Below are 23,704 nucleotides of genomic sequence, written 5' to 3'. Positions count from 1 at the left end.
CGGTTCAGTGGCTGAACCGCGCTTATTATTTCTGATTCGAGGACTCCATGGCCCAGAACATCCACGACCACCGAATTCTGATTCTCGATTTTGGTTCCCAGTACACCCAACTGATTGCGCGCCGTGTGCGGGAGATCGGGGTTTACTGTGAAATCAGAGCCTTTGATATCACCGAGGAAGAACTCGAAGCGTATAACCCCAAAGGCATCATTCTTGCAGGCGGTCCCGAATCTGTTACTCAGCTTGGTGGTCCCCGTGCTCCGGAAGGCCTGTTTGATCGCGGTATCCCGATTCTTGGTATTTGTTATGGCATGCAAACCATGGCGGAACAGCTCGGTGGGCGCGTTGCCAGTTCCGAAAAACGGGAGTTTGGCTATTCGCAGGTCAAGGTACGTGCCGCCGGCCCGTTGCTGCAGGATATCACCGACCACCTGACTGCGACCGGTGAATCCCTGCTGGATGTGTGGATGAGTCACGGGGACAAGGTTGTGGCCCTGCCGGAGGGTTTTGAATTGCTGGCCTCCACCGAAAGTGCTCCGATCTCCGCCATGCAGGACCTCAGTCGCAACCTTTACGGGGTTCAGTTCCATCCGGAAGTAACCCACACCCTTCAGGGTAAGCGTATTCTCGAGCACTTTGTGCTGAATATCTCCGGCTGTGAGGCGCTATGGACGCCAGCCAAGATTGTTGATGATGCGGTGCAGCAGATCCGTGATCAAGTGGGTACTGACAAGGTGTTGCTTGGTCTTTCAGGGGGCGTGGATTCGTCGGTGACAGCGGCGCTGCTGCATAAGGCCATCGGTGATCAGCTGACCTGTGTGTTCGTGGATAATGGCCTGCTTCGCCTGCACGAGGGCGATCAGGTCATGGACATGTTCGCCAGCAACATGGGTGTGAAAGTAATCCGCGTGGACGCTGAGGAACTGTTCCTGTCCAAACTCAAGGGCGAGGCGGATCCGGAGAAAAAGCGCAAGATTATCGGCAACACCTTCATTGACGTGTTCGATGAAGAAGCGGCCAGTATTCGCGATGTAAACTGGCTGGCCCAGGGCACCATCTACCCGGACGTTATTGAATCCGCAGCGTCCAAGACTGGTAAGGCGCACGTGATCAAGTCCCACCACAATGTGGGCGGTCTGCCGGAAACCATGAAAATGAAGTTGGTGGAACCGCTGCGTGAGCTGTTCAAAGATGAGGTTCGCCGCATAGGCCTGGAGTTGGGGCTGCCTTACGATATGGTTTATCGCCACCCGTTCCCTGGTCCGGGGCTTGGTGTTCGCATTCTGGGTGAAGTGAAAAAGGAATACGCGGACATTCTTCGCCGTGCCGATGCCATCTTCCTGGAGGAGCTGCATCGAGCCGATTTTTATCACAAAACCAGTCAGGCGTTTGCCGTATTCCTGCCCGTGAAGTCCGTCGGTGTGGTTGGAGATGCCCGCCGTTACGAATACGTGATCGCATTGCGGGCAGTAGAAACCATCGATTTCATGACTGCCCGGTGGGCTCATTTACCTTATGAGTTATTGGAAACGGTATCTAACCGGATTATCAATGAGATTACCGGAGTTTCCCGGGTGACCTACGATGTGTCATCCAAGCCGCCGGCCACTATTGAGTGGGAGTAAAGGGCTAAGGGCGCGCCGGTTTAACCGGCGGCCTTTGCGGCTTTCACGCGCACATAGCTCCCCGGAGCATCCTCGATAACTGGTAATTTACCATCGCCCGGTATGCGTGCTGGCACTTGCTGGCCCGAGAACCGGGCGATCCATTCCAGCCAGTGCGGCCACCAGGACCCCGGTGATTGTTCGGAACCTGAAAACCACTCGTCTGCGTCCGCTACAAGGTTGTTGTTGGTCCAGTAGCCGTACTTCTCCTTGTAAGGTGGATTGATGACGCCGGCGATGTGGCCTGAACCAGACAGCACAAACTGCACATCGCCCCCGTGGGCGAGGGCACCTTTGTAGGTCGCTTTCCACTTGGCGATATGATCCTGCCGTGCTGACAGGAAGTAAGAAGGTACGTCAATCTCCGACAGATTGATGGATTCTCCGGCCAGGGTCAGAGCATCCGGCTGAACCAGGCGGTTGTTCAGATACATTTCGCGAAGATAAAAACTGTGCATTTTCGCCGGTAGATTGGTGCCATCGGTATTCCAGTACAATATGTCGAAAGCCGCCGGTCTCTCTCCTTTCAGGTAATTATTGGTCCAGAACGACCAGAACAGTTCGTTTTCCCGCAGTAGATTGAAGGTAAATGCCATGGCGCGTCCGTCCAGGTAACCCTTTCGCGCCAGCATTCGTTCAATACCCCGCACCGAGTGATCATTGATAAAAACGCCAATGCCACCCGGATCGGAGAAGTCCAGAAGTGTCGTCAAGTAGGTGGCGCTTACCACAGGGTTGTGGCGTTTTTTCTTGAGCCATGCCAGTGTGGATCCCAGCAAAGTGCCACCAATGCAATACCCGATAACGTTCATCCGGTCTTCGCCCGTCGCCTCGGTTACAGCATCCATAGCGGCCAGAGGCCCAAGCTGCATGTAGTCTTCCCATCCCTTGTCCCTGTGCTCGGGGCCGGGATTGCGCCAGGAAATTATGAAGACGGTTTGTCCCTGGTTTACGAGCCACTGGATGAAAGATTTTTTGGCTGTCAGGTCCAGTATGTAGAACTTGTTGATCCAGGGCGGAACAATCAGGAGAGGGCGTTGACTGACCGTCTCGGTGGAGGGTGAGTACTGGATCAACTGCATTAGTTCGTTCTGGTAGATCACTTTTCCCGGCGTCATTGCGAGGTTGCGACCCACTTCAAATGCTGATCGATCCGTCATGCCGACATTGAATAGCGCCGGATTCTGGCGCACGTCTTCAACCAACTGGCGGCAACCATCAACCAGATTCATGCCTTTGCGCTCCCAGGTTATTCTGAGAACTTCCGGGTTGGACGCAGGGAAATTTGATGGGGACAGTGCGCTGGTCAATTGCCGGGCATAGAACAGCATCTGGTCACGGCCAGTCTGGGGGAGGACCTCCATTGCACCGACCCAGTTAAGAAAAGCCCGGGAGTTAATCAGGTAAGCCTGGTGGAGCACATCAAAGGGCAGGTACTTGTGCCAGTCTTCGGCCTGGAAGCGCCGGTCGTCCGACTCCGGCTCTGCCACGGGGTTTCGGGCTTTACCGCTCAGTCGTGCAAGGGTGTAATAGCCAAGCGCCATGTGCTTTTTGGCAAGGTCCAGCTCGGTGCCTGCAAATCTGAGCGGGTGCAGCAGGAGATCTTCTGCCATTGCCCGGTAGGCATCGGATATCTCAGACATCGTGGCAAGTTTGGCATCGTCCATGATGCCGGTATCGCCAAGCCATGTTTCAAGGTTTTGCTGAGTCAGTCTGACGCCAGACTCAAAACTGTTGATCAGTTGGCTGGCCGTTTTCCCCAGCGTATCCATGCCGAACATAAACGTCCTCTACTTTGCGGCTTTCGGAGTCGTCTTGGCGGGCGTTGCATCAGGCTCAGGCGCTTTCTCAAAAACCTTCCGAACCTGCTCGCGAGTTTCATTGAAATAGTCCTGCCAGGCTTTCCAGTCATTTGAGAACTGTTCACTGAGAGATTTGAGGGTTTCGGCCTGGTCTCCGGTAACTGCTTTCAACCCCTCCAGATCCCGGACTTCAGAAACCTTTTGGGCCTGCTCCATGGTCACATCAGCGTACCGGCGAAAAGCGTCCATTTGCATTTCTGCCGCCTTACTGAACTGCTCGAAAAGCGTTTCATTGAGTCGTGTCGCTTTTTCAAATAAATCGTTGTTCATTTTTGAAGCTCCTTTGTATTCACATCGTGCGGAGCCCAATTGTGCCCCAGCGTTACTGATGCGATTTTGATAAGCATCAACTGGGGGGAGGTTTTCAAGATTCTGAAGAATTTTGTTGGCTACGGAAGCCTTTGGAAATGGGTAAGGCATGATAAACTTGGCCCCCCAGTAGGTACTGATGTGGTATTTTCATGGTATTGGCATGTGGAAGCAGCGCAGAGGATGAGGCGTGGATGAATCGCGCTTTGCAACTGGCAGGGCAGGCGGCGGATGCCGGGGAAGTGCCAGTGGGTGCTGTACTGGTCCGAAACGGCAAGGAGATTGGTGCCGGTTTCAATGCCCCGATCAGTGGCTGTGATCCCACAGCCCACGCTGAAATACAGGCTCTTCGTGATGCGGCGAAGCGCGTCGGAAATTACCGGCTGCCGGGCGCCACGCTCTACGTCACCCTTGAGCCCTGCACTATGTGCGTGGGCGCTATTGTGCATGGCCGGGTCAGCCGGTTAGTGTATGGTGCCGCTGAACCCAAAGCTGGAGCCGTGGAGTCTGCCCGGCAGACTCTCGATGAAAAGCACCTCAACTGGCGTATAGAAGCTCAGGGTGGCATTCTTGCGAGCCAATGCAGTCAGATCATCCGTGATTTTTTTGCTGCGCGACGGGCGCAGATCCGGCGTAGAAAACAACTGAGTTCAGGGAAGGAGTGACGTCACATCATGAAGGTACTGGTGACCGGCGGAGCCGGCTATATTGGCAGTCATGTTGTAAGGCAGCTTGGTGAAGCCGGGCACGATGTCGTGGTGTTCGATAACCTCTCAACGGGTTACCGATGGGCAGTAACTTGTGGTGAGCTGGTGGTGGGCGACCTGGCAGATGAAGGGGCCATCGCGGATGTTTTCTCGCAGCATCGCTTCGATGCAGTTCTGCATTTTGCCGCCAACATTGTGGTGCCCGAGTCTGTCGAGAACCCGCTCAAGTATTACAGCAACAACACCCGCAATACACTGAACCTGTTGCGGGCTGTTGATCAAAATCGTGTGCCCTACATGGTGTTCTCGTCCACCGCCGCTGTTTATGGCATGCCGGAACAAACCGTGTTGACCGAAGATTTGCCGTTGGCACCAATCAACCCTTACGGCGCCTCCAAGATGATGAGTGAGCGCATGATCATGGATCTTGCGGCGGCTTCTTCCCTGAATTATGTCATTCTGAGGTACTTCAATGTGGCCGGGGCCAACCCGGACGGACTGCTCGGGCAGGCTACGCCCGAAGCCACGCATCTGATCAAGGTTGCCAGTGAGTGCGTGGCCGGAAAACGTAACGGCATGAGTGTATTCGGTACGGATTATGATACCCGTGACGGTACCTGTATCCGAGACTACATTCATGTGGAAGATTTGGCCAAGGCCCATGTGATGGCTCTGAGCTATATGGCGGCCGGTGGTGATTCGCGGGTTCTGAATTGTGGGTATGGTCGTGGTTTCACCGTGCGAGAGGTGATTGACGTGGTCAAGCGGCTGTCCGGTGTGGAGTTTCCAGTGCAGGAAACGGGGCGCCGGGCAGGTGATCCTGCCGCATTGATGGCGGACAACGGGCGGATCAAACAGATACTGGGCTGGGAGCCGGATTACGATGATCTGGAAACCATTGTGGGCACTGCGCTGGCCTGGGAGAAAATCTGGCAGAATCGCCAGGCAAGTGAAGGCGTCTGACCCGGATTTTTCTAAAACGTTAAAACTATCGGGATTGATTGGATGAAGATTACCATTTTTGGTACCGGTTACGTCGGGCTGGTGACAGGGGCCTGTCTGGCCGATGTGGGGCACGATGTCCTGTGTATGGATGTTGATCGAGGCAAAATCGAAAAGCTGGAGAATGGCCAGATCCCCATCTATGAGCCGGGCCTGGAAAGTATCGTCAAGCACACAGTGGAAGCCGGACGTCTGTCTTTTACCACAGATACCGCGAAAGCGGTCAGCCACGGTGTTCTGCAGTTCATTGCGGTGGGAACACCACCGGATGAGGACGGCTCCGCTGACCTTCAGTACGTCACAGCGGTTGCGCGCTCCATCGGTGAACATATGGACGACTACAAGGTAGTCGTCGATAAATCCACCGTACCCGTGGGCACCGGGGATAAGGTCAAGGCGGCTGTGCGTGCAGAGCTGGACCGCCGCGGCCTCGAGTTGGAGTTTGATGTGGTGTCCAATCCGGAGTTCCTGAAGGAAGGGGCCGCCATCAATGATTTCATGAAACCCGATCGCATTGTCGTTGGTACCGACAGCGACAAGGCCGCGGACATGCTGCGGGAAGTTTACTATCCGTTCAATCGTAATCACGACCGGATGATCTTCATGGATATCCGCTCAGCCGAGTTGACCAAGTACGCGGCCAACTCCATGCTCGCGACCAAGATCAGTTTCATGAATGAAATTGCCAACCTGGCTGAACGTCTTGGGGCAGACATCGAGGCGGTGCGTCGTGGTATTGGCTCTGATCCCCGCATCGGATATCACTTTATTTACCCGGGCTGCGGTTACGGTGGCTCCTGTTTCCCAAAGGATGTTCAGGCTCTGGCCCGGACGGCGCGGGATTGCGACTATGAAGCGCGTCTGCTCAACGCTGTGGAATCGGTGAATTTCGCCCAGAAGCACGTTCTGTTTGACAAGATCAGTCATTATTTCAATGGCGATCTCAGGGGCAAGGTGGTGGCCCTGTGGGGGCTGGCATTCAAACCTAACACCGATGACATGCGCGAAGCGTCGGCCCGCACGCTGATGGAAGACCTCTGGAAAGCGGGTGCCAGCGTGCAGGCCTTTGATCCCGAAGCCATGGAGGAGACCCAGCGGCTTTATGGTGACCAGTCCGGTCTCACGCTGTGTGGAACCAAGGAGCAGGCGCTCAAGGGGGCCGACGTTCTGGCCATCTGCACGGAGTGGAAGGAATTCCGTTCTCCGGATTTTGCAGCCATTGCCACCGCCCTGAAGGAGCCGGTGGTGTTCGATGGCCGCAACCTCTACGAGCCGGACATGTTGAGCCGCAATGGGCTCATCTACTACGCCATCGGCCGTGGCCGTAACCAGTTTCAGTTCGATTGATATGCATGCGTTCAACGATTTTCAGCTTCACGAGCGCCTTGCTGCTGATACGATCAGCCTGGGCCGGAGCCGGTTGTGCGAGATGCGGTTGATGAATGACCGTACCTGGCCCTGGGTGATCCTGGTGCCGGCAGTCCCGGGAATTCGCGAAATCTATGAGCTTGAAGTCACGGAGCAACACCGGTTGCTGGCAGAGTCGTCTGCTTTGAGTAAAGAGATGATGGCCCTGTTCGATGGCGACAAAATGAATGTCGCAGCGTTGGGAAACATGGTGCCGCAGTTGCACCTACATCATATTGTCCGCTTTCAGGGAGATCCGGCCTGGCCGGGCCCTGTCTGGGGTGCACAACCGCCAGTCCCTTATGACGAGCCCGGGCTGGCGTCAGTCCTCGAAAAATTAAGTCCTGTTATTTCATTTCTTGCCTGACAATCAGAGGCGATCAACCACCGCCGAATACCGCTGACTTTGCTGGGTGGCCCATTTGGCCACCCATACCTTCCTTCTTGGGCCAAAAGAACCTCTCCTGTAAGCATTTGCCAGTACATTCAGGAACCTAGGATGCTATACAAGCGTGTAACTATGGAAGTGTGACGTAGATCCCAAAAAACCAAGTAAAAAGAGAGTGGAACTATGGAGAATCAATCCTGTGCTCAGGTGAATTTGCCGCAGGCCTCCCACGATACTGATATCGTAAATTATCGATATCTGGCACTTGGACTCTTGTCCGCCAGGGTTTACACGGAAAAGTCTTTGGAACTCATAGAAGAGTGTGCAGTGCTGGATTTTGATCGGGATGGTGTGGCCCTGATCTTGTCCGGTGCTCGGATCAATCCTGACGAAAATATATGTATATCCCTGATTCGCAAGCATGAGGTGAGGAATCCGAGGGATGAGCCAGCCATCAGCTTTGCGCCTGGTAATGTTCGATACGTCAATGATGTTGATGAGGGAGTCCGAGTAGGAATCCGGCTGGATTATTCCCTGAGTCGGGAGTTGGATGGGGCGTTTCGCCATCGCGCCATTGAGATTGAAGGCTATCTTGAAAGGCACCGCGCAGACGCCGCACGTATGGCATCATCTGTCTATCAAGTGCCCGAAGGGTATGAAATTGGCGGACGGATGAAATTCGCCTGCTAGGGAAGTGTCATAAAAAAGCCCGCCAAGCGGCGGGCTCAAGTCGCCTCTTGGAGGCAACGACTCAACAATAGGATAGGCTCTATCCCGATTAACTGACGAACGTTGAGTCATTAAGGTTCCATGGAATTCCGATAAATTAAAAAAATACCTGACATTCAGGTTCAGGGCTTTCTTGTGTGATTGGCAAGACTTTGAGAGCCCAGAAGAATCATCCGCAATTCCGTTTTCAGTTTAACTTTCAGGCTGTCCTTCTCTTTCGGCGTCGCATCCAGCGCTTCGGCACCCTGATTGAATACCAGTGTAACCATAGCTTCTGCCACCAGCCGCGCGTCGGACAGGGGTTTGTTCTGTTCCTCAGCAAAACGTCTCAGGTCATCCGCCAGTTCCGTAACAAAGTGGTCTATTTCCGCCTTAATGGCTGTGCGGAAAGGTTTGGACACACCGGTGCGCTCCCGCAGCATCAATCTGAACAGGTTGGCGTTGTTGCCGAGATATTCCATAAAGGTTTCAACGGAAGTGCTGATGGCGCTGCCGTCTCTGGCAATTCGTTTGCGTGCGTGGCGCATCAGCTGCCGCAGTGCTACCCCCCCTTCATCCACCAGTGCCAGGCCTAATTCGTCCAGTTCAGCAAAGTGGCGATAGAATGAGGTCGGTGCAATGCCTGCTTCCCGGGCAACTTCTCTGAGGCTCAGGCTGCCAAAGCCGCGATCCGCGCTGAGTTGGGCGAGGGCGGCGTCCATCAGGGCGCGACGTGTTTTAAGTTTTTGTTCGGCTCGGGACGACAATACAACGGCTCCGATTGCTGAGAAGGGTGATACATTCTATCGGTCTGTGCAGAAGGCGTCACCCACCGTGATTGGAGCCTGATTTTCACGTCCATTGTGTTTATAATGGGCGGCTTTTCCAGTAGTGTCCGCCGAATCCATATTTCGCACACATTTATGCACACATTTGAAACAACGGGAACCGGTATGCGCAGTCATTATTGCGGTGGTATCAACGAATCTCACATTGATCAGGAAGTAACACTCTGCGGTTGGGTTCACCGTCGCCGTGACCACGGTGGGGTGATTTTCCTCGACCTGCGGGACCGGGACGGTATCTCCCAGGTCGTGGTCGATCCGGACACCCCCGAGAGCTTTGCGCTGGCGGAAAAGATACGCAGTGAGTTTGTTATCAAGGTCACAGGTCGCGTTCGCCGCCGTCCGGCCGGTACTGAGAACAGCAACATGCCAACGGGTCAGGTTGAGTTGCTGGGCAAGGACGTAAGCATTCTGAACGCCGCTGCCACGCCGCCATTCCCGTTGGATGAGCACGTTGACGTTGGCGAGGATGTTCGCCTCAAATATCGTTTTGTTGATCTGCGTCGTCCGGAAATGCTGAATCGACTGCGCTTCCGCTCCCGTGTGACCAGCTATATCCGTAACTACCTCGACGGCAATGGGTTCATGGATGTGGAAACGCCTATCCTGACCCGCGCAACCCCGGAAGGTGCCCGGGATTATCTGGTACCGAGTCGGACCCATGACGGTTCCTTCTTTGCGTTGCCCCAGTCCCCGCAGCTATTCAAACAGTTGCTGATGGTGTCGGGCGTTGACCGTTATTATCAGATTGCCAAGTGCTTCCGTGATGAAGATCTGCGGGCGGATCGTCAGCCTGAATTTACCCAGGTGGATGTCGAGGCGTCGTTCGTTGATGAAGAAAGCCTGATGTCCCTCAACGAGGGCATGATTCGCTCCCTGTTCAAGGATGTCCTGAGTGTTGAGCTGCCGGAATTCCCGCGCATGCCATACGCAGAGGCCATGCAGCGCTATGGCAGTGATAAGCCGGATTTGCGGATTCCGCTGGAGCTGCTGGATGTGGGGGATCTGGTCGAAGGGGTGGACTTCAAGGTCTTTGCAGGTCCTGCGAAAGATCCGAAGGGCCGTGTTGCCGCGCTGCGTGTGCCCAAGGGCGGTGTGCTGACCCGTAAGCAGATTGACGACTACACCAAGTTCGTCGGCATCTACGGGGCCAAAGGTCTTGCCTACATCAAGGTAAATGAACTCGCCAAGGGCGTTGAGGGCCTGCAGTCACCGATCATCAAGTTCCTTGGTGATGACGTGGCCACGGCGATTATCGAGCGTGTTGGCGCGGAAGACGGCGATATCGTTTTCTTTGGCGCGGACAAGGCGACCGTGGTGAATGAGGCCCTGGGCGCTCTGCGTATCAAGGTGGGGTATGACCTCGAAATGCTGACCTCTGAGTGGGCGCCTCTGTGGGTCGTGGATTTCCCGATGTTTGAGGAAACTCCGGACGGCAGCCTGACGGCTATTCACCACCCGTTCACCGCGCCTTCCTGTTCTGCTGAGGAGCTGGCGGCGAACCCGGCAACGGCGCTTTCAAGGGCCTATGACATGGTTCTTAACGGTACCGAACTTGGTGGTGGTTCTATCCGTATTCACAGCGAGGAGATGCAGGAAACAGTATTCCGTATCCTGGGAATTGGCGAGGACGAAGCGCGCGCGAAGTTCGGCTTCCTGCTGGATGCCCTGAAGTTCGGTTGTCCTCCTCACGGTGGCCTGGCCTTTGGTCTGGACCGCCTGGTGATGCTGATGACCGGAGCGTCGTCGATCCGTGATGTCATCGCCTTCCCGAAAACCCAGAGTGCCACCTGTCTGATGACCCAGGCGCCTGGTGAAGTGGACGAGAAGCAGTTGCGTGAACTTCATATTCGCCTGCGCAAACCGGCAGCCAAAGTAACTGAAGCCGACAAATCGGAAGGCAATAACGAGTAAGCAGCACCCTGTCCGGGCTCTCCCGTTGTGGATCGGGAAGCCCGGACGATTGATGAATTCCCCGTAGCCAACCAAGGAATTTGATGTGGCTATTATTCTGGGCGTAGATCCGGGGTCCCGCATTACCGGATACGGTATTATCCGGGCGCAAGGTCGCCACATCGAATACATCGACAGTGGTTGTATCCGCGTGGGTGAGAAGCCCATGGCAGAGCGTTTGCAAACGATCTTTCACAGTCTTGCCACATTAATTGGGGAATACCGTCCGGAAGAATTTGCCATAGAACAGGTATTTATGGCCCGAAACCCGGATTCTGCACTTAAATTGGGGCAGGCTCGCGGTGCAGCTATTGTCAGTGCTGCCAACAGTGGACTGCCAGTTCATGAATACTCGGCACGCCAGGTCAAACAGGCGGTGGTGGGTAAGGGGGGGGCTGACAAGTCCCAGGTTCAGCACATGGTACAGGTGCTGTTATCCCTTTCCCGAACCCCTCAGGCGGATGCCGCCGATGCGCTGGCAATTGCATTGTGTCATGCCCATATGAATCAGAGTGTTACGCGGTTGGCGGCCGGTGGTAAGGTGCGGAGCGGGCGGGTGAGACAACAATAGCCGGCGCGTTTGCGCCTGAGGAGACTTTCGTTGATAGGTCGAATTCGAGGCACGCTGATAGAAAAGTCTCCCGGTCAGGCACTGGTTGAGTGCACTGGCCTGGGGTATGAAGTTGATATTCCCTACACCACCTTCTTCCATCTCCCTGAAGCGGGAACGGAAGTAACCCTCCATACTCATTTCGCTGTTCGTGAAGATGCCCAAAGCCTGTTCGGTTTCGTCTCTCGCCTGGATCGGGATCTGTTCCGATTGCTGATCAAGGTCAATGGTGTGGGACCGAGGTTGGCGGTGGGGATCCTGTCGGGGCTGGATGCGCAACAGTTTATCCGTTGTGTGGAAACGCGGGATGCCAACGCGCTGGTGAAGCTGCCAGGTGTTGGTAAAAAAACCGCTGAACGTCTGCTTATTGAAATGACGGATCGGATAGGGCAACTTGAGGGACAGTTCGTGCCTATGTCGTCCGAGACGACAGGCGGTGGTTCGGGCAGTGTTGAGACCAACACGGCTGGTTACGATCCCCGGGATGAAGCTGAAGCCGCGCTGATTGCCCTTGGTTACAGGCCTCAGGAGGCGGCAAAGGCCATCAACAAGGTAGCGGAGAAAGGCATGGCGAGTGAGGAGCTGATACGCCTGGCCCTCCGCAATATGATCCCGGCGGGATGAAACTGCCGTAATTCGTGACCTGTCTGGCGCCTAATCTGTATAGAGCGTAACGTGACAGCCACTGAGTCGTTTGTACAATTGGGGCACCTTAATGTGCAGGCATGATGTGTAGTCCCACTGTTCTGGTAACGTCATGATTGAATCTGATCGTCTGATTTCTGCCCAGGCCGGGCAGTACGAAGAAGTGCAGGACCGAGCTATTCGGCCTACGTTGCTGGCCGAGTATGTCGGACAGCCGGCGGTGCGGGAACAGATGGATATCTTTGTCTCGGCTGCCCGTGCTCGCGAGGAAGCGTTGGACCATGTCCTGATCTTTGGGCCTCCGGGGCTGGGCAAGACGACGCTGGCGAATATTATTGCGAACGAAATGGGCGTGGCCATCAAAACCACATCGGGACCGGTGCTGGAAAAGGCCGGTGACCTGGCGGCAATGCTGACAAATCTGGAAGAGGGCGACGTCCTCTTTATTGACGAGATTCATCGGCTGAGCGCAGCAGTGGAAGAGGTCCTTTATCCGGCGATGGAAGATTATCAGCTGGATATCATGATCGGTGAAGGACCCGCGGCGCGATCGATCAAGCTCGATCTGCCGCCGTTCACTCTGGTGGGAGCCACCACCCGGGCCGGCCTTCTGACATCGCCACTGCGAGATCGTTTCGGGATTGTTCAGCGCCTGGAATTTTATAACACCAGGGATCTGACCAGCATTATTCTACGGTCCGCCCGCTTGTCATCGGTGGCTATTGATGAAGGCGGCGCGTATGAGATAGCGCGGCGTTCCCGGGGTACGCCTCGCATCGCTAACCGGCTGTTGCGTCGGGTCCGCGACTTCGCCGAGGTCAAGGCGGACGGTCGTATCAGCGACTCCATCGCAGACCAGGCATTGAATATGCTGAAGGTGGATGATCAGGGTTTTGATCATATGGATCGCCGCCTGTTGCTGGCGATGATCGAAAAGTTTGATGGTGGTCCTGTCGGTGTAGAGAGTCTGGCTGCGGCCATCAGTGAGGAGCGAGGCACCATTGAGGATGTTCTGGAGCCATTCCTGATCCAGCAGGGGTTCATGGTGCGCACACCGAGAGGGCGCATGGTGACCTCCACTGCCTATCAGCATTTCGGTGTTGTACCGGTACGGTCAGGAAAGGAGGATCTCTTTGACTGAAGCTCTTCACTCCGGACAGTTCCGCCTGCCGGTCAGAGTCTATATTGAGGATACGGATGCAGGTGGCATCGTATTCCATGCGAAGTACCTGCACTATATGGAGCGTGCACGCACGGAATGGGTACGGACCTGTGGCGTCGGTCTGCGAGCAGGGCTGTCGGATAACATCAGTTACGTGGTCCAGCGTCTGAATATCCATTATGCGGTGCCGGCGAAGCTTGATGATCAGTTGCTGGTAACGGCGGAGCCCATCGGCTTCGGTCGTGTCTGGATGGATTTTCGGCAGCGGGTGTTGAAGGCGGGGGACGAAACCCTGCTTGCCTCCGCCGATGTGCGGGTTGCTTGCGTGGCACTGGATAGCGGGCGCCCGAGACGGTTGCCGGACAATATGCGTGAACTCTTGGAAAGCGTTCACGAAAACCAACTTTTAACCGGAACAAGCCAGGAGTAGAAGGTGGAGTCAGAAGTTTCTGTTTGGTATCTCATAGCCAACGCGGGTGTGCTGGTTCAACTGGTCATGCTGTTGCTGGCTCTGGCTTCCGTGGTGTCCTGGGCGCTTATCTTCCAGCGTTTTCAGGTTTTCCGTAAGGCACGGCGGGCGCAGCTTGAGTTTGAGGAACGTTTCTGGTCCGGTATGGATCTGGGGCAGCTGTACCGGGAAGTAAACAGCGATCCCACACCCTTCTCGGGGATGGAGTCGCTGTTCCGTTCCGGTTTCAAGGAGTTCTCCCGACTGCGTCAGCAGAGTCGTGATGCCGATGCTGTTATGGAGGGTACCCAGCGCGCCATGCGTGTTGCGTTCTCCCGTGAACAGGAGAGGCTGGAAGCGTCGTTACCCTTCCTTGCTTCCGTCGGTTCGACCAGTCCCTACATCGGTCTGTTTGGTACGGTCTGGGGCATCATGAACTCGTTCCGTGGTTTGGCACAGGTTCAGCAGGCCACTCTGGCTACGGTAGCACCGGGGATTTCCGAAGCATTGATCGCGACCGCGATGGGTCTGTTTGCCGCGATTCCGGCGGTTATTGCCTATAACCGTTTTTCCTCCATGTCCGATGCACTGTTAAAGAACTACGAGACCTTTGCGGATGAGTTCTCGAGTATTCTCCATCGTCGCGTGCATAGTAGCGAGCGGTCGTCAGCAGCGTGATATCCATGGGCCAGTGTAAGTCAGTCAGGAGCATGCAGGCATGAGAGGCATGGGAATGATGCCGGCGCACCGCCGGAAGCCAATGTCCGAGATCAATGTGGTCCCGTACATCGACGTCATGTTAGTACTGTTGGTGATCTTTATGGTCACCGCACCGATGCTGACTCAGGGCGTAAAAGTGGATTTGCCGGAAACAATGTCGGATCCGATTCAGTCCGACAAAGATGTGGAATCGATCATTGTGTCAGTGGATTCCAATGGCGCCTACTTTCTGGAAATTGGTGATGAGAACAGTGATCCGATGTCTCTGGGCGAGGTTCGGACACAGGTATCCAAGATACTGTCAGAGCGAAGTGCCCGGGAAATTCTGGTGCGTGGAGACGAGCATGTGGAATATGGAACCGTAGTCCGTCTGATGGCGGAACTTCAAGGGGCCGGCGCCACCAGTGTGGGGCTGATTACCGAAGCGCCATCCACCGAAAACTGAGCATAGAACGGGCAGGTTTTTGTGACAGGTCAGGAACGTGATGTAACCAATATCGGGCAGCAACCGTGGAAGTCGCCCGTTGCCTTGTCACTGCTGCTGCATGGGCTGATTGTGGTGGTGGCACTGGCTGGCTGGTCCTGGACTACACCAGAGAGTGAGCCAGAGCCCCGTAGCATTGCTGCCCGGCTGGTGACGCAGCAAGAGCCTGAGCCCAGCCCGGTCGTCGAAGAGGTCGATGAACCGGATCGGGATGAGGAGCGCAAGAAGGAGCAGCAAGAGCAGAAGCGGCGCCAGGAAGCAGAGCGCAAGGCTGCCGAGGAAGAGAAGGCTCGGGAAGAGGCTCGGCGTATCCAGCAGGAAAAGGAGCGGAAACGGCAGGAGGAGGCCGCCGCTCGTGAACGTGCTGAACAAAAAGCGCGTGAGGAAGAGGCTGCCCGACAAAAAGCCGAAGCCGAGGCGAAAGAGCGTGCGCGACAAAAGGCGGAAGAGGAAAAGCGCCGTCAGGAAGAAGCCAAGCGACGAGCTGAAGAGGAACGCCGCAAGGCAGAGGAAGAGCGTCGCAAGCGTGAAGAGGCCGAAAGGCAAAAGCGCGAAGAGCAGGCCCGACGCGAAGCGGAACAGAAACGCAAGGAAGCTGAGCGTCGTCTGAAGGAGCAGCAGCTGGAAGCGCTGGCTGAGGAAGCCAGTCGGGAGCGCGAGGCAGAGGCGAGGCGTCAGCAGGAAGCCGCTGCAGCGAAAGCCAGAGAGGCTCGCATGATGTCGGAGAGCGAAAAATATCAGGCCTTGATTCGTGAGCGATTGAGTCAGGCATGGTATCCGCCATCGTCCGCAACGGAGGAGATGACCGCAAGGTTGCAGATCACACTATTGCCGACAGGCGAACTTCAGTCAGTGAAGCTGATCAACGGCAGTGGCAATACGGCATTCGATAATTCGGCAATCAGTGCGGTGAAGTCCCTTAATCGTTATCCGATTCCGGATGACCGGGACACGTTTGAGCGTTATTTCCGCCAGTTCACGATCGAATTCAATCCACGGCGGTTGAAATAAGGATAGATGGAAAAGCTGATGACACATCGGACAAACAATACCTACACCTTCATGGCGCTTACCCTGGTTTGCTCGCTTCTTGTCTGGGCGCTTGGTACAGGTCCCGCGTCGGCAGAGTTGACTATTCGAATCACCGAGGGAGCGGATTCTGCGATTCCGGTGGCCGTCGTTCCGTTTGCGGAAAACGGAGGGATTCCGGCTGGAGACAAGATCAACAGTATCGTTCAGGACGACCTGGCCATGAGTGGTGAGTTCCGGACCTTGTCGCCAGAGAAAATGCTGAGCCTGCCGTCCAAGCGTTCGGAGGTTTATTATAGAGACTGGCGCCTGTTGGGCCAGCGATATGTACTGGTTGGTCAGTTGAGTCGCAACGGGGACCGCGTGGAAGCCCGTTATGAGTTGCTGGACGTCAATCGGGAAGAGCGCATTCTCGGTGAGTCCGCGGCTGTCAGCGTCGGCAATATGCGTACTCTGGCCCATCACATCAGCGATAAGGTCTATGAGGCGATTACGGGCGTGCCGGGTGCGTTCTCAACCAAACTTGCCTACGTCACCCTGGATACAGCTAAAGGTGAGCCCCGTTATCGGCTTCAGGTGAGTGATGTGGACGGCAAGCGCGCGCGCGTGCGGCTGGAAAGCAAAGAGCCAATCCTCTCTCCCGCCTGGTCACCGGATGGCAAGAAGCTGGCGTATGTATCCTTCGAAACCGGCAAGCCAGCAATTTATATTCACGAATTGGGTTCCGGAAATCGTACAAAAGTAGCGGATTTTCGTGGGCTGAATTCAGCGCCAGCCTGGTCCAGGGACGGCCGTTCGCTGTTGCTGACCCTCTCCAAGGATGGCAACGCTGAAATCTATCGTATGGATATCCAGAGCCGGAATCTGAAGCGTCTGACCAACCACTGGTCCATCGATACTGAAGGCGTTTGGGATCACAGCGGAGAGGGTATTTTCTTTACTTCGGACCGCTCAGGCGGGCCACAAATCTATCATAAGTCCAGTGAGACGGCAGAGCCCCGACGCATTACATTTGGTAGCCGGTACAATGCTCGTCCACGACCGGACAGCCAGGGAGATTACGTGTACTACGTCCATCAGCGCAATGGTGGATTTCATATCGCACGCACCGATTTGAGTAACGGAGAAGAAACGGTTCTGACTCGAACCGCGTCTGATGAGTCTCCGTCTCTTGCTCCGAACGGGAGAATGCTGATTTATGCCACCAAACACAGTGGTACCAGCGTACTGACGGTAATTTCGGCGGACGGTGGGGCAGCCTATAGCCTTCCGGCAACCGAAGGTGACGTCCGGGAGCCGGCGTGGTCGCCGGTTATCCGTTAATACGGAACCGCCCCGGTGGGGGTTCTTAGTCAAAACACCAGATAACAGTAAACCAACAGGAAGGAAAGATTATGAAATTATCAGTTCACCAGAAAGCATTTGCGATGGTTCTGTCCCTTGGTCTGGTTGCCGGCTGTAGCTCTACTGGCGAGACCATGGGTGAAGATGAATACGGTTCCGACGTGTCGGCCGTTGATCAAGATGGTGGTAGCACTGTTTACGGTGGCAGTGACGGAAGCGGTGTTTCTGCTTCAGACCTGACCGAGGAAGAGCTGCGCGCACGTGAGGAGCGGGCCGAGCAGGAAGCCATGCGTAACATCACGACCTTCTACTTTGACTTCGACACGGCTGAAATCAAAGCTGAAGCTCGCGAAGTGCTGGTGGCTCACGCACGCTTCCTGGAAAACAACCCCAATCAGCGGGTGCGTCTGGAAGGTCATGCCGATGAGCGTGGTACCAAAGAGTACAACCTGGCACTGGGCGAGCGCCGCGCCAACGCTGTTGAACGTTTCCTGATTGTAAATGGCGCTTCACGTGCTCAAATGGAAACCGTAAGCTATGGTGAGGAAAAGCCGGCGGTCATGGGCTCTAGCGAGAGTGCCTGGGCTCAGAACCGTCGTGTTGAGCTCGTTTTCGAGTAACCGTTAGATAGCCACAGGATCTCCCATGAGATATTTGCTCATGGCGACGGCCGTTCTTTCGCTGGCCCTTGGGCCAGCGGGAGGCGCGCTGGCGCAATCTACAACACCGGTGTTTCAGGACAACGCATCCCAGGCACGCAGTAAGGCAAGCGGCAGTCAGGCAAACGCTGAGTTGTTCTATATGATTCAGCAACTTCAGGGGGAGGTGCGTCGGCTTCAGGGCGAAGTTGAAGAGCAGCGAAACCTGATTGACCGGCTGACCCGTCAGTCCCGTGATCGATACATCGATCTGGACCAGCGGATTCTTGAGCTTTCCGAGCAGGTGTCTTCCGGTGGAGCAGCACCGGGCACCAACGAGAGTGGTGATGCTGCGGCTGCGGATTCGGCTGCGAATGAGAAGCCGGTTGCCAAGGTTTATCGTCAGCCAGAAGCCGACGAGCGTGAGGCCTACGAGCAGATTCAGGATCTGATCCACCAGGAGAAGAAATACGACGAAGCCATAAATCGGATATACGACTTTGTCGATAAATATCCAGAAGGTGATTTGTCGGTTAATGCTTATTACTGGCTGGGTGAGGTATATCTGGTCAAGCCTCAGCTTGAGCAGGCCAAGCAAGCATTCACCATTGTCGCTACCCGGTACGCAGATCATCGGAAAGCCCCGGACGCAGTCTATAAGCTGGGGGTAACGCTTGATCGTCTGAATGAAAAGTCCGAGGCGAAAAGCCGGATGGAGTCCGTCGTTCGTAACTATCCCGGGACCAATGCAGCCAAACTCGCGCAAAAGTACCTGGATTCTTTGGGTAGTTAATAACCAGCTCTGAAAGAATGTTGAGAAACCTGAGAAAAGGGGTTGATCAGCGGCAAAAAATCATTACTATATGCGCCTCGTTTGGGTCGTTAGCTCAGTTGGTAGAGCAGTTGGCTTTTAACCAATTGGTCGAAGGTTCGAATCCTTCACGACCCACCAAATACGGAGCATGGCAACTGGCTGAGTGGTTGCGGTGTTCGATCCTGACACAGATGCAAGAATGTGCAGATGTGGAGAGCGGGTCAACAGTCAAGGGTCGTTAGCTCAGTTGGTAGAGCAGTTGGCTTTTAACCAATTGGTCGAAGGTTCGAATCCTTCACGACCCACCAATACGATGGGAAGCTACAGGCTTCTTATCTGAAAAAAGAGCCTTCGGGCTCTTTTTTTTTGCGTGAACGCTCCCAATGGTATAATCCACACGCCAACGAAACACAGAGACGCAGTAATGACACGATCTGAAGACCGGATTCTGGTTCAGGAGCATCTGGCGCACCAGGCTGAACCCAAACCGTTGAGTGAGGATGAGAAAGCCGAGCTGGAGTCACGTATCCGCCAAGCGTTGCAGGACCAGGATGCGGTACTGGTCGCCCACTATTACACTGACCCCGATATTCAGCGTCTGGCTGAGGAAACCGGCGGCTGTGTCGCCGATTCCCTGGAGATGGCGCGATTCGGAAATCAGCATCCGGCCTCAACGGTTGTCGTGGCCGGGGTTCGTTTTATGGGTGAAACAGCCAAAATCCTGAATCCGGAAAAGCGCGTGCTGATGCCAACGCTGGAAGCCACGTGCTCTCTGGACGTTGGTTGCCCGGCGGATGAGTTCGCCGAATTTTGTGACCAGCACCCGGACCGGACCGTTGTGGTCTATGCGAACACTTCAGCGGCAGTGAAGGCGAGGGCTGACTGGGTGGTTACGTCCAGCTGTGCCCAGTCTATTGTGGAATCCCTGGACGCCAGGGGAGAGAAGATCCTCTGGGCTCCGGACAAACACCTGGGCCATTATGTTCAGAAGACCACCGGTGCTGATATGTTGCTGTGGGACGGCTCCTGTATCGTCCACGAAGAGTTCAAGTACCGAGGTCTGGAAGACCTGAAAGCTATATATCCTGATGCGGCGGTGTTGGTGCATCCGGAGTCGCCGGATGCTGTGGTTGAAATGGCCGATGTTGTCGGCTCGACGTCGCAATTGATCCATGCGGTGCAGACGTTGCCAAATGAACAATTCATCGTGGCGACAGACAACGGCATTTTTTACAAGATGCAGCAGCTGGCGCCGAACAAAACCCTGATTGAGGCGCCCACTGCCGGTAATGGCGCAACTTGTCGCAGTTGTGCCCATTGCCCGTGGATGGCCATGAATGGCCTGGAGAACCTGCTTCACGTGCTGGAAAACGGCAATCAGGAGGTGCTGGTGAGTGATGACCTGCGGGAGCAGGCCTTGAGGCCGCTTCAGCGAATGCTGGATTTCACCGCAGGCATGAATCTGAAGGCAGCCGGTAACGCCTGACTGTTGTTTCTGGCGACAGCGGGGCATCAGCTCCGCTGTGCATTCAGTCTCTCGGTGATTTCGGTCAGGCGCTCGGTCACGACCTGGCGCATGGGTGCGCCCGCAGGCAGTTTTTCCTGCGCCTGCCGGAGCTGTCTTTGGGCCGCTTCCAGATCTCCCATCAGGGCTTCGTATTCCGCCCGGGCACGGTGAACGCCAACTATGTTCCGTGCCAGTCCCTCCGCTTCTGCCAGTCGGCTCCAGAGATGTTCCTGGCGGGGCATTTGTCTGGTCAGTTGTCGAAGGTATTCCGCCGCCGCCTCACCATTGCCGTTTGCCGTCTCCAGCCTGGCAAGAGTGTAGGTTATGGGGTAGTTCCCGGGGTTGCGTGCAAGACCCTCCCTGAGAATGTCCCTCGCCTGGTCCAGTCGTTGTTGATCGATCAGCGCTTCGGCAAGGGTGACGATGTAAGTGATGCGCCCCGGACTGCCTTTCAGTAATTTCTCGAGAATGATAACGGCGCTGCCCGGGTCACTGTCGCGGAGGTGGGCTACCGCCAGGCCGTAGCGGATAGCATCGGTTTTATCGGTATCGGGGCGTTCCATATAATCCCGGAAGGTTTCCACAGCCACCTTGGCGGATCGGGCGTAATGAACCTGCAGTCGTGAGCGGATCAGGTGGTATTCCTGGGTATCCTGGATGTCGCGTACCGGGTATTGTTCAGCCCGGTTGCGGGTATCCGATACCCGGTTCTGGGTCAGTGGGTGTGTCGACAGGTATTCCGGCAGGCGACTGCCTTGCAGGCGGTTCTGTTTCATCATGGTTTCGAACATTTCAGGCATACCGCGTGGATCCATGCCGGCGTCTGCAAGGATCTCCATGCCTACACGGTCGGCTTCCTGCTCATGGGCCCTGCTGTAGGCAAGCATGTTCTGCACGGACAATGCTTGGGTGCCGGCAATAGCCGCAATACCGATGTCCGACTGAGTGACGGCGGACAGGACAATACCGGCGAGCATCCCGGCGATTGTCAGTGGTGCGCTGGTTTCCTGCTGTTCCATGCGGCGGGCAAAATGCCGCTGGCTCAGGTGTGCAAGTTCGTGCGCCAGTACCGATGCAAACTGTTGTTCGCTGCTGGCGTTTAGCACCAGCCCCCCGTTGATTCCGACAATGCTTCCCGGTACCGCAAAGGCATTGATGTCAGGGCTGTCTATGATTGCAAGGGTAAGATCACGGTTCTTCAGCGGGGCTGATGGCACCAGGCGGTAGATAACGTCGTTCAGGTAGCTGTACACCAGTGGATCAGTAATCTGCGGTGCAGAGCGCCGGATAGAGATCATTACCTGGCGCCCGATCTCCGATTCCTGTTGCTCCGAAATCAAACCGCCCCCGGCACCACCAATGGAGGGGAGTGAGCTTTCCTGGGCCTGGGTGACTCCTGGTAGCAGGAATGTCAGCGCCACCAGGTAACAAACGAGCCATGAAGGCGCCCGCTTTTGGGATGGAAAAAGCATGCTCATCTATATGGACTACCGTGGTTAAATCGCTTGATATGACAGCATTTTGCCATTAAAAGTTCTGGTACATTTCATTAATTACGTTTGAGGTGCATTCGCCGGGGTGTGTCGGCATAATGCCGCCTCGTGATTGTAGTTCTGCAAGGTAATCTTTTCCCATGGCTGAGCGAATTCTTGATGCATCCGGGCTGCGTTGCCCAATGCCATTGTTAAAAACCAAGCTGGAACTGAGCAGCATGTTACCGGGCGAAGAGTTGGAGGTGATAGCAACAGACGCCGGCTCAGCGCGTGATATTCCCGCCTTCCTGAAGCTCTCGAAACACCAACTCGTGAGTTCAACGGAAGCGGATGGCTGTTTTCGGTTTGTGATAAAGTGCGGCGGTTGATGATACGGCACTAATGCCTCCTGCCGTGATGCCACGGAGATGTACATGGTTAGAATTTTACGCGGTCTTGCCCACAAATACTTTTCAGATGAAGAAGCCGTCATTCTTTTTCTGATTCTTGTAACGGGCACGGTATTCGTTATTTTGTTCGGCGCGATGCTCGCGCCAGCAATAGCTTCAGTCATTATCGCCTTCATCCTGCAGGGGTTGGTGACAAAACTGACACGGATGGGCGTGCCGGAAATTGTCTCCATTCTCGGGGTATTCATCATCTTCCTCGGCATTCTCGTTGGCTTTATCTTTGGCCTGCTGCCGCTGATCTGGACCCAGGTTACGTCCCTGGCAGGTGAGGCACCACGAATCATCCGTGAGATGCAGTCTTATCTGGAATTGCTTCCCCAGGAGTATCCCACGCTCATCTCCATGGAGGCGGTAAACACCATTTATCGACAGATCAGTACTGAAGCCGGGCACCTGACTCAGTGGCTGGTATCTTTCTCTTTGTCCAGTATTCCCGATTTGGTGGCCCTGCTCATTTACATGGTGTTGGTGCCGATTCTTGTGTTCTTTTTCCTCAAGGATCGCAACCTGTTACTGACATCAATTTCCCACCTGCTGCCTCCGCAGCGCCCGATGATGTTGCGTATCTGGCATGAGGTAAATCTGCAATGTGCCAACTATGTAAGGGGCAAGGCTGTTGAGATTCTCATTGTTGGCGGGGTCACCTACGTGGCATTCAAGCTTCTGGGTATGCCATATGCGGCATTGCTGGCTTTACTGGTCGGGCTGAGTGTCGTTATCCCTTACATCGGGGCCGCGGTCGTTACCATTCCAGTTGCGATGATTGCGCTGTTCGCATTCGGGTGGGGATCGCATTTCATCTGGGTCATGGTGGCCTATGGCATTATTCAGGGGCTGGATGGGAATGTGCTGGTGCCCGTACTGTTTTCAGAGGTGAACAACCTGCACCCGGTTGCCATCATCGTGGCGGTGCTGTTCTTCGGCGGGATCTGGGGCTTGTGGGGCGTGTTCTTTGCCATCCCACTGGCGACTTTGCTCAAGGCCGTATTTTCCGCATGGCCGGTCAAGGACAGTCTGCCAGTGGAAGAAGTTGAGGAATCCTAGAGATTCCTGGTCGCTTCGAGCACCTCGTCGGCGTGGCCTTTGACTTTAACGCTCCGCCATTCCTGGCGAAGGATGCCTTCTTTGTCGATCAGGAAGGTGCTCCGGTCAATGCCCATGTACTCCTTGCCATAGAGTTTCTTGAGCTTGATCACATCGAAATGCTGGCACACCGTTTCATCCATGTCTGAAATGAGGTGGAACGGAAACTGGTGTTTGGCACGGAAGTTCTCATGGGCTTTCAGACCATCGCGGGAAACACCCAGGATTATGGTATCCATGGCATCGAATGCGTCCATGCGATCACGAAAGTCCTGGCCTTCGGTGGTGCAACCCGGTGTATTATCCTTGGGATAGAAATAGATCACGACGTTTTTGCCCCTGAGATCCGACAACCGGATCGTCTGGTCACCGGTTGCCGGTGCTTCAAAATCGTCAACGGGTTGGTTTAGTGCAACTACTGGCATGACATCTC

The 23,704-nt window shown here is 55.2% G+C and carries 25 protein-coding genes and 2 tRNA genes; 22 read left to right on the top strand and 5 right to left on the bottom strand.

The genetic code is table 11. The features are described 5' to 3' along the window. Positions 1-47 precede the first annotated feature (47 nt). Positions 48-1,625, top strand: a complete 1,578-nt coding sequence (gene guaA, locus MARLIPOL_RS08925) for a glutamine-hydrolyzing GMP synthase (protein WP_012137730.1) — start codon at positions 48-50, stop codon at positions 1,623-1,625. A 20-nt stretch (positions 1,626-1,645) separates the two neighbouring features. Here the strand turns inward: guaA and MARLIPOL_RS08920 are convergent, their stop codons facing one another. Both MARLIPOL_RS08920 and MARLIPOL_RS08915 read right to left on the bottom strand, forming a co-directional pair. After that, complete coding sequence (locus tag MARLIPOL_RS08920; protein ID WP_012137729.1) at positions 1,646-3,445, bottom strand: PHA/PHB synthase family protein; 1,800 nt, start codon at positions 3,443-3,445, stop codon at positions 1,646-1,648. A gap of 9 nt (positions 3,446-3,454) precedes the next feature. Further along, positions 3,455-3,946 (bottom strand): phasin family protein, encoded by a 492-nt coding sequence (locus tag MARLIPOL_RS08915; protein ID WP_228677598.1) that lies wholly within the window; start codon positions 3,944-3,946, stop codon positions 3,455-3,457. Between the two features lie 41 nt (positions 3,947-3,987). On the opposite strand from MARLIPOL_RS08915, the gene tadA reads away from it, so the two are divergent. The 5 genes from tadA to MARLIPOL_RS08890 all read left to right on the top strand — a co-directional run bounded on the left by tadA (position 3,988) and on the right by MARLIPOL_RS08890 (position 8,029). Beyond that, positions 3,988-4,500, top strand: coding sequence for a tRNA adenosine(34) deaminase TadA (gene tadA, locus MARLIPOL_RS08910; RefSeq protein WP_036190997.1), 513 nt, complete (start codon positions 3,988-3,990; stop codon positions 4,498-4,500). A gap of 9 nt (positions 4,501-4,509) precedes the next feature. Beyond that, positions 4,510-5,505 (top strand): UDP-glucose 4-epimerase GalE, encoded by a 996-nt coding sequence (galE, locus tag MARLIPOL_RS08905; RefSeq protein WP_012137726.1) that lies wholly within the window; start codon positions 4,510-4,512, stop codon positions 5,503-5,505. Positions 5,506-5,547: 42 nt separating this feature from the next. Further along, positions 5,548-6,891: a UDP-glucose dehydrogenase family protein gene (locus MARLIPOL_RS08900; protein ID WP_012137725.1), complete on the top strand. Its 1,344-nt coding sequence runs from the start codon at positions 5,548-5,550 to the stop codon at positions 6,889-6,891. A 1-nt stretch (position 6,892) separates the two neighbouring features. Beyond that, positions 6,893-7,318, top strand: coding sequence for an HIT domain-containing protein (locus tag MARLIPOL_RS08895; protein WP_012137724.1), 426 nt, complete (start codon positions 6,893-6,895; stop codon positions 7,316-7,318). Positions 7,319-7,522: 204 nt separating this feature from the next. Further along, entirely contained in the window at positions 7,523-8,029 is a 507-nt protein-coding gene (locus MARLIPOL_RS08890; protein WP_012137723.1) for a hypothetical protein, read from the top strand. Between the two features lie 161 nt (positions 8,030-8,190). Here MARLIPOL_RS08890 and fabR read toward each other — a convergent pair whose 3' ends face one another. Beyond that, positions 8,191-8,814 carry an HTH-type transcriptional repressor FabR gene (fabR, locus tag MARLIPOL_RS08885; protein ID WP_012137722.1) on the bottom strand — a complete coding sequence of 208 codons (624 nt, stop codon included), beginning with the start codon at positions 8,812-8,814 and terminating at the stop codon, positions 8,191-8,193. 186 nt (positions 8,815-9,000) lie between these two features. On the opposite strand from fabR, the gene aspS reads away from it, so the two are divergent. The 14 genes from aspS to nadA all read left to right on the top strand — a co-directional run bounded on the left by aspS (position 9,001) and on the right by nadA (position 20,225). Then, positions 9,001-10,806, top strand: a complete 1,806-nt coding sequence (gene aspS / locus MARLIPOL_RS08880) for an aspartate--tRNA ligase (protein WP_012137721.1) — start codon at positions 9,001-9,003, stop codon at positions 10,804-10,806. An 85-nt stretch (positions 10,807-10,891) separates the two neighbouring features. Continuing rightward, a complete protein-coding gene (gene ruvC, locus MARLIPOL_RS08875) occupies positions 10,892-11,416 on the top strand; it encodes a crossover junction endodeoxyribonuclease RuvC (RefSeq protein ID WP_012137720.1) in 525 nt (174 codons plus the stop codon). Positions 11,417-11,446: 30 nt separating this feature from the next. Next, positions 11,447-12,079, top strand: coding sequence for a Holliday junction branch migration protein RuvA (ruvA, locus tag MARLIPOL_RS08870; protein WP_012137719.1), 633 nt, complete (start codon positions 11,447-11,449; stop codon positions 12,077-12,079). Between the two features lie 133 nt (positions 12,080-12,212). Next, the gene (gene ruvB, locus MARLIPOL_RS08865) at positions 12,213-13,241 is read left to right on the top strand and encodes a Holliday junction branch migration DNA helicase RuvB (RefSeq protein WP_012137718.1); all 1,029 of its coding nucleotides are present in this window, start codon (positions 12,213-12,215) and stop codon (positions 13,239-13,241) included. After that, the gene (locus tag MARLIPOL_RS08860) at positions 13,234-13,692 is read left to right on the top strand and encodes a YbgC/FadM family acyl-CoA thioesterase (RefSeq protein WP_012137717.1); all 459 of its coding nucleotides are present in this window, start codon (positions 13,234-13,236) and stop codon (positions 13,690-13,692) included. Before ruvB ends, MARLIPOL_RS08860 begins: the two co-directional genes overlap by 8 nt. Before the next feature lie 3 nt (positions 13,693-13,695). After that, on the top strand, positions 13,696-14,388 hold the full coding sequence (gene tolQ, locus MARLIPOL_RS08855) for a protein TolQ (RefSeq protein ID WP_012137716.1): 693 nt from the start codon (positions 13,696-13,698) through the stop codon (positions 14,386-14,388). A 40-nt stretch (positions 14,389-14,428) separates the two neighbouring features. Continuing rightward, a complete protein-coding gene (tolR, locus tag MARLIPOL_RS08850) occupies positions 14,429-14,875 on the top strand; it encodes a protein TolR (protein ID WP_012137715.1) in 447 nt (148 codons plus the stop codon). Between the two features lie 21 nt (positions 14,876-14,896). Continuing rightward, entirely contained in the window at positions 14,897-15,925 is a 1,029-nt protein-coding gene (gene tolA / locus MARLIPOL_RS08845; RefSeq protein ID WP_012137714.1) for a cell envelope integrity protein TolA, read from the top strand. A gap of 51 nt (positions 15,926-15,976) precedes the next feature. Beyond that, positions 15,977-17,266, top strand: coding sequence for a Tol-Pal system beta propeller repeat protein TolB (gene tolB / locus MARLIPOL_RS08840; RefSeq protein WP_407638062.1), 1,290 nt, complete (start codon positions 15,977-15,979; stop codon positions 17,264-17,266). A 71-nt stretch (positions 17,267-17,337) separates the two neighbouring features. Continuing rightward, positions 17,338-17,907, top strand: a complete 570-nt coding sequence (pal, locus tag MARLIPOL_RS08835) for a peptidoglycan-associated lipoprotein Pal (RefSeq protein ID WP_012137712.1) — start codon at positions 17,338-17,340, stop codon at positions 17,905-17,907. A gap of 25 nt (positions 17,908-17,932) precedes the next feature. Beyond that, entirely contained in the window at positions 17,933-18,718 is a 786-nt protein-coding gene (ybgF, locus tag MARLIPOL_RS08830; protein WP_036190996.1) for a tol-pal system protein YbgF, read from the top strand. 83 nt (positions 18,719-18,801) lie between these two features. Beyond that, positions 18,802-18,877, top strand: a tRNA-Lys gene (locus tag MARLIPOL_RS08825). A gap of 94 nt (positions 18,878-18,971) precedes the next feature. Next, positions 18,972-19,047: transfer RNA gene (locus tag MARLIPOL_RS08820), tRNA-Lys, on the top strand. Positions 19,048-19,163: 116 nt separating this feature from the next. Beyond that, the gene (gene nadA, locus MARLIPOL_RS08815) at positions 19,164-20,225 is read left to right on the top strand and encodes a quinolinate synthase NadA (RefSeq protein ID WP_012137710.1); all 1,062 of its coding nucleotides are present in this window, start codon (positions 19,164-19,166) and stop codon (positions 20,223-20,225) included. 26 nt (positions 20,226-20,251) lie between these two features. Here nadA and MARLIPOL_RS08810 read toward each other — a convergent pair whose 3' ends face one another. After that, the gene (locus tag MARLIPOL_RS08810) at positions 20,252-21,724 is read right to left on the bottom strand and encodes a M48 family metalloprotease (RefSeq protein WP_012137709.1); all 1,473 of its coding nucleotides are present in this window, start codon (positions 21,722-21,724) and stop codon (positions 20,252-20,254) included. A gap of 155 nt (positions 21,725-21,879) precedes the next feature. On the opposite strand from MARLIPOL_RS08810, the gene MARLIPOL_RS08805 reads away from it, so the two are divergent. Together MARLIPOL_RS08805 and MARLIPOL_RS08800 are read left to right on the top strand one after the other, a co-directional pair. Beyond that, the gene (locus MARLIPOL_RS08805; protein WP_012137708.1) at positions 21,880-22,107 is read left to right on the top strand and encodes a sulfurtransferase TusA family protein; all 228 of its coding nucleotides are present in this window, start codon (positions 21,880-21,882) and stop codon (positions 22,105-22,107) included. Between the two features lie 45 nt (positions 22,108-22,152). Next, positions 22,153-23,232 (top strand): AI-2E family transporter, encoded by a 1,080-nt coding sequence (locus MARLIPOL_RS08800; protein ID WP_012137707.1) that lies wholly within the window; start codon positions 22,153-22,155, stop codon positions 23,230-23,232. Here the strand turns inward: MARLIPOL_RS08800 and MARLIPOL_RS08795 are convergent. Then, on the bottom strand, positions 23,229-23,696 hold the full coding sequence (locus tag MARLIPOL_RS08795; protein ID WP_012137706.1) for a peroxiredoxin: 468 nt from the start codon (positions 23,694-23,696) through the stop codon (positions 23,229-23,231). The two genes, MARLIPOL_RS08800 and MARLIPOL_RS08795, sit on opposite strands and share 4 nt — an antisense overlap. Positions 23,697-23,704 lie beyond the last annotated feature (8 nt).

The sequence above is a fragment of the Marinobacter lipolyticus SM19 genome (assembly GCF_000397065.2).
GTDB classification, from domain to species: Bacteria; Pseudomonadota; Gammaproteobacteria; order Pseudomonadales; family Oleiphilaceae; genus Marinobacter; species Marinobacter lipolyticus.
Note: the sequence above shows the minus strand (reverse complement) of the source record. Positions and strands in the feature narration are given on the sequence as shown.

Bases quoted from the DNA above. Each gene is read 5' to 3' on its own strand.
- MARLIPOL_RS08900 (WP_012137725.1), top strand. From the start codon at position 5,548: ATGAAGATTACCATTTTTGGTACCGGTTACGTCGGGCTGGTGACAGGG.
- MARLIPOL_RS08890 (WP_012137723.1), top strand. From the start codon at position 7,523: ATGGAGAATCAATCCTGTGCTCAGGTGAATTTGCCGCAGGCCTCCCAC.
- MARLIPOL_RS08810 (WP_012137709.1), bottom strand. From the start codon at position 21,724: ATGAGCATGCTTTTTCCATCCCAAAAGCGGGCGCCTTCATGGCTCGTT.
- MARLIPOL_RS08805 (WP_012137708.1), top strand. From the start codon at position 21,880: ATGGCTGAGCGAATTCTTGATGCATCCGGGCTGCGTTGCCCAATGCCA.
- tolB (WP_407638062.1), top strand. From the start codon at position 15,977: ATGGCGCTTACCCTGGTTTGCTCGCTTCTTGTCTGGGCGCTTGGTACA.
- guaA (WP_012137730.1), top strand. From the start codon at position 48: ATGGCCCAGAACATCCACGACCACCGAATTCTGATTCTCGATTTTGGT.
- MARLIPOL_RS08895 (WP_012137724.1), top strand. From the start codon at position 6,893: ATGCATGCGTTCAACGATTTTCAGCTTCACGAGCGCCTTGCTGCTGAT.
- aspS (WP_012137721.1), top strand. From the start codon at position 9,001: ATGCGCAGTCATTATTGCGGTGGTATCAACGAATCTCACATTGATCAG.
- MARLIPOL_RS08795 (WP_012137706.1), bottom strand. From the start codon at position 23,696: ATGCCAGTAGTTGCACTAAACCAACCCGTTGACGATTTTGAAGCACCG.
- MARLIPOL_RS08920 (WP_012137729.1), bottom strand. From the start codon at position 3,445: ATGTTCGGCATGGATACGCTGGGGAAAACGGCCAGCCAACTGATCAAC.
- MARLIPOL_RS08915 (WP_228677598.1), bottom strand. From the start codon at position 3,946: ATGCCTTACCCATTTCCAAAGGCTTCCGTAGCCAACAAAATTCTTCAG.
- tadA (WP_036190997.1), top strand. From the start codon at position 3,988: ATGGTATTGGCATGTGGAAGCAGCGCAGAGGATGAGGCGTGGATGAAT.
- MARLIPOL_RS08800 (WP_012137707.1), top strand. From the start codon at position 22,153: ATGGTTAGAATTTTACGCGGTCTTGCCCACAAATACTTTTCAGATGAA.
- pal (WP_012137712.1), top strand. From the start codon at position 17,338: ATGAAATTATCAGTTCACCAGAAAGCATTTGCGATGGTTCTGTCCCTT.
- tolR (WP_012137715.1), top strand. From the start codon at position 14,429: ATGAGAGGCATGGGAATGATGCCGGCGCACCGCCGGAAGCCAATGTCC.
- ybgF (WP_036190996.1), top strand. From the start codon at position 17,933: ATGAGATATTTGCTCATGGCGACGGCCGTTCTTTCGCTGGCCCTTGGG.
- ruvB (WP_012137718.1), top strand. From the start codon at position 12,213: ATGATTGAATCTGATCGTCTGATTTCTGCCCAGGCCGGGCAGTACGAA.
- galE (WP_012137726.1), top strand. From the start codon at position 4,510: ATGAAGGTACTGGTGACCGGCGGAGCCGGCTATATTGGCAGTCATGTT.
- nadA (WP_012137710.1), top strand. From the start codon at position 19,164: ATGACACGATCTGAAGACCGGATTCTGGTTCAGGAGCATCTGGCGCAC.